This is a genomic window from Zongyangia sp. (assembly GCF_965361945.1).
The window spans coordinates 1-3,918 of the sequence record NZ_CBDTOK010000035.1; the positions used below are offsets into that span (position 1 = coordinate 1).

The 3,918-nt window shown below is 44.8% G+C and carries 4 protein-coding genes; 3 read left to right on the top strand and 1 reads right to left on the bottom strand.

Translation table 11 applies throughout. From position 1 onward, the window contains the following. Positions 1–753: 3-keto-alpha-glucoside-1,2-lyase-like domain-containing protein (locus ACZ25G_RS02040; protein ID WP_463681367.1), on the bottom strand; the 753-nt coding region annotated here is incomplete at its 3' end. A 455-nt stretch (positions 754–1,208) separates the two neighbouring features. On the opposite strand from ACZ25G_RS02040, the gene ACZ25G_RS02045 reads away from it, so the two are divergent. From ACZ25G_RS02045 to ACZ25G_RS02055, 3 genes are all read left to right on the top strand, one after another. Then, positions 1,209–3,104: a sensor domain-containing diguanylate cyclase gene (locus ACZ25G_RS02045; RefSeq protein ID WP_463681368.1), complete on the top strand. Its 1,896-nt coding sequence runs from the start codon at positions 1,209–1,211 to the stop codon at positions 3,102–3,104. 62 nt (positions 3,105–3,166) lie between these two features. Next, positions 3,167–3,388 (top strand): hypothetical protein, encoded by a 222-nt coding sequence (locus tag ACZ25G_RS02050; protein WP_463681369.1) that lies wholly within the window; start codon positions 3,167–3,169, stop codon positions 3,386–3,388. 198 nt (positions 3,389–3,586) lie between these two features. Further along, a partial coding sequence (locus tag ACZ25G_RS02055) for a hypothetical protein (protein ID WP_463681370.1) occupies positions 3,587–3,918 on the top strand: 332 nt, incomplete at its 3' end.

Genomic DNA, 3,918 nt, shown 5'->3' on the forward strand with positions numbered 1-3,918 from the left:
AATATTGGCAGTTGCCTTTAAGTTTTTAAACTGGGCTTTGGCCTGCCAGCTCAGCAGTCCCAAATAACCGGGCTTGTAGGGAATACCAGAACCAAAGTCATGTACATGGGCCTGTTTGCCGTTAATATAGATGGTAAGCACATGCTCTTTGGTCATGACCATCCGCACATTGATGAAATCGGTAGTCATATTTGTATTAGGAACCATGATGTCCTGGAAAGCCATATTGCCGTTTGTCAATGTGGGGTCATTATTTACAAAGGATGCAAGCCTGACCTGGTCCCCTATCTGCCGCATATCCAGGCCGTGGAAGCGGTTGGTCTCCATGTCATAGCCGAAAACCAAGGTGGCGGCATTGCCTTCTATCAGCTTTACATCCACCGAATATTCGAAAGAATCAGCGTAAGCTGTTGTAGAGGGAAGGGTATTATTCCCTCCATCTGTAGGATTCCAATCTTTTTTGTTCAGGGTATAGACACCGTCTTCTATGGTGTAATCTCCTTCCGGAAATTCAAACGTTAATTCTGTAGGTCCTTCTGGTTCTGCTGTAGGAACTACCACGGCGGGAATTTCCGCCGCGGGGATTTCCTCTGCAGGAATTTCCGCTACGGGGATTTCCGCTACGGGGATTTCCGCCGGCTCCACATCAATCGCCATGGCCGGTACCATTCCGGTGAATACGCTGGTCACGACGAAAACCAGAGCAAACAGGAAAGCTCCGATGCGCTTCCCCTTGTGGTGTAGCTGTCTCAATTTTTCTTCCTCCCTTTTTGTCATTTTTATTTGCTTTATTAAAGCAAATAATTAAATAGCTTATGTTTGACATTACTATTTTTTAAAATTTGTGCAATACTTTTGTAACTTATTCTGAAAATTTGTAGGAACGTCTAATTTCTCAAAAGGGAAATTAAATATCATGACATTTAATTTTTTATAAATGTACATAATATTACTAAAAAAATATACAACTTCCATACTAAATATAGTAAGAGTTGTATATAAATAAAAGAAAAAACAAGATAATTAGTATAAACTAACTATAATATTTTTATGATATGATGCATTTGTTGAGAATGATCTTCAAATCAGTATAGGTAAAGAAAAGATAAATATAGGAATTTTTTCCATTTATTAAGGGGGAACTTGACAATATATAGAAAGTATATAAAATGAAAATATAGAAAAATGGTATAGATGGAGGAAAGAACATGGGGAGACGCTTTGTTCATTGGAAAGGGCCGGTGGCTGCAACACTAATTTTAGTTTTGTTTATTGCGGCTGCGAGCTTTATTGTGACGGGGCGGATCAATGAAGCAGAAGAAGCGGTGAGCTTTACACGCTTAGCAGAGGAAGCAGAGGAATTTGCTCATAGTTTAGAACTGAATGTAGATTCTGATCGGGAAAAACTTGGCCTTATAGCGGAGATGATGGCCTCCGATTTGAATGGGCTGGAGGAATTTTTACATTCTTACCGGAGCACAGGGACATTTTTTTCGCGCCTAGAATTGCTTTTGCCAGGTGATGAGGTTGTCACTTCCGATGGTACGCATGTCAATGTATCTGAACAGCTCTCATTTGAAAGGGAGGCTGCCTTAGGCGCCCATATTTCGGACCGGCAGTTGGACTTAAACGGTGAGGACTATGTTGTGCGCCATTTTGTGCCGGTGAAAAGCGAGAACGAAACAATTGCCATGCTCTATGGAGTGATCAAATTGGGAGATCTCGCAAGGAAGCTGCCCTATTCGCCTTACGGTGGAGAAGCGGCGGTGTATGTAATCGATGGAACAACGGGTGACTTTTTAATTGACACATGGCATGACGAGATGGGAAATATTTGGGATCTTGGGGAACGTCCTATGGCGGAGGGATATGACCATGAACGGCTGCGTCAAGGTCTTGTAGATGGGGAAAGCAACTACGTTGTTTTCCTGTCAAATACTACTGGAGAAAATCTGTATTTTTATTATACGCCACTAGGAATTAATCAATGGCGGGTAGCGCTTTCCGTCCCCGAGGCGTTGGTTTTTGCTGGGGCTCGGGATATCCGTCAAATGTTAAATTTCTTTCTTGTTATTGAAGGCCTGTTTTTCCTGGTATATATTTCTTGGCTGGTGTTTTATGTCCGCCGAGAGACGGGAGAAAAACAGCGACAACTGGATGCGCTCAATTACATCTATGATGTAGAGAAGCTACTTTTTAACGCCCATGAGCACCGAGAGAATATCATTCGTTCACTTGAAGTTATTGCGCAGATGCTTCCGGCAAAGCGTGTGGCATTCACTATGATGGGTGGGGACGGGCCCAGTTTGGATTATCTCTGGGAGGTAGGCGGAGAATCTATCCTGGGTCGAACATTGGTAGAAAAAGCTCAGGTGCTTGCCGATCGCTTTACTTCAGGGCATGGGGATATATCTGTACATACACCGCAGGAGGTCCGAGCAATACTGCCAGATGCGCCGGAAAAGATGGGGGATTTGGTGGCTATTCCTGTGGAGGACGCTGATGGTACCCTTCAAGGTATAATTTCTGCTGGCGGTTTGTCAAAGCAAACCGGATGTGCTACCATGCTCAGAAGTGTTGGATTTAGTTTTGCGATGCTTTGCGGAAACATGCGAACTTATCAGGAAATGCAGCGGCAGGGTGAGAGAGATACACTGACAGGGTTATATAATCGCAATCGTTATGAACTGGATTTACCTCGTATCGCTGCAGAATGCCGTGAGGGAATTTGTTGCGCCTTTATTGATGCCAATGGTTTGCATGAGATGAATAATGACCGGGGACATGAGGTAGGTGACGATATGTTGCGGGCGATCGCTGAAGAAATTCGCAATCGTTTTGACTCCAAGCACGCTTATCGATTGGGTGGTGACGAATTTGTTATTTTCGCCGTTGACGAAGTAGAACCGAAAATTATCCATCACAGTCGAACTATGACTATCGCGCTAGAGCAAAAGGGATATCACATTTCTGTTGGGGTGGCTTGGATTTCGGCCCCTGTGAAGGATCTGGAAGCACTCGTCAAAGCGGCGGAGAAGCGGATGTACAAAGCCAAACAGAAATACTATAGCAATCCAGATCATGATCGTCGTGCAAGAAGATAAAAGGGAATGAGTAGGAGATACGGCGACTCTTCAGAGTAAAGGCCAACACATCGGGGGACGATGTGAAAGCACAGTTCCCTGCCAAGTTAAAGGTGAAGCAGCTGGATAATGTCAGGAAAGTGGTGGAGTCTCGATTAGATGGACCTTTCTGTTCCCACGATGAATGTGGCAATAGCAAAAAAGAGAACCTGTATTCTGGTGACCACAGCGTGATCCCAGGAGCGCTGGTAGTCCTGGCACCGAGTGCGGGCGCCGCGGTTCTTCTCATCCGTAAAAGAAAATAATATATTTCTTAATGAATTAGAACAGCAGATCGGATAGGCAGGTGATCCATTCTATAGAAATATTTTGATAAAAATTTGATGCGCTAATTATTAAAAATAGAGAATATTTCTCTTCTTGTTGACAGAAATACGGTGATATTTTACAGTGACTTTGAGCCATCTTATGAGTGTGCTCATATTTGGACAGGAGGAGAAGAAATGTCGAGAAAGAAACGCTGGATGATGAAAAGCACAGCGGTGGTTCTGGCCGTTTGGATGGCGCTGGCCTCTTTGGTGACGGGAACCCCGGTGTTTGCGGCGTTGGATGAAAACGACGCGGCAAAATGGAACACCAATCTGGAAACGGTCCAGCCGGTGGGGTCGGAACTGACCTATACCGACGAAGGACTGCTGGTGGAGCGGGGGAGCGACAATGACGCGGCTGCCATCAGCTCCACCCGTGTGGATGGATCGTTTGTGTTCGAAACGGACGTGACCTTCAAAAGGGGCAACGTGGTCAATTTGATCTTCGGGGCCCAGAATGGGGACAG

Bases quoted from the DNA above. Each gene is read 5' to 3' on its own strand.
- ACZ25G_RS02045 (WP_463681368.1), top strand. From the start codon at position 1,209: ATGGGGAGACGCTTTGTTCATTGGAAAGGGCCGGTGGCTGCAACACTA.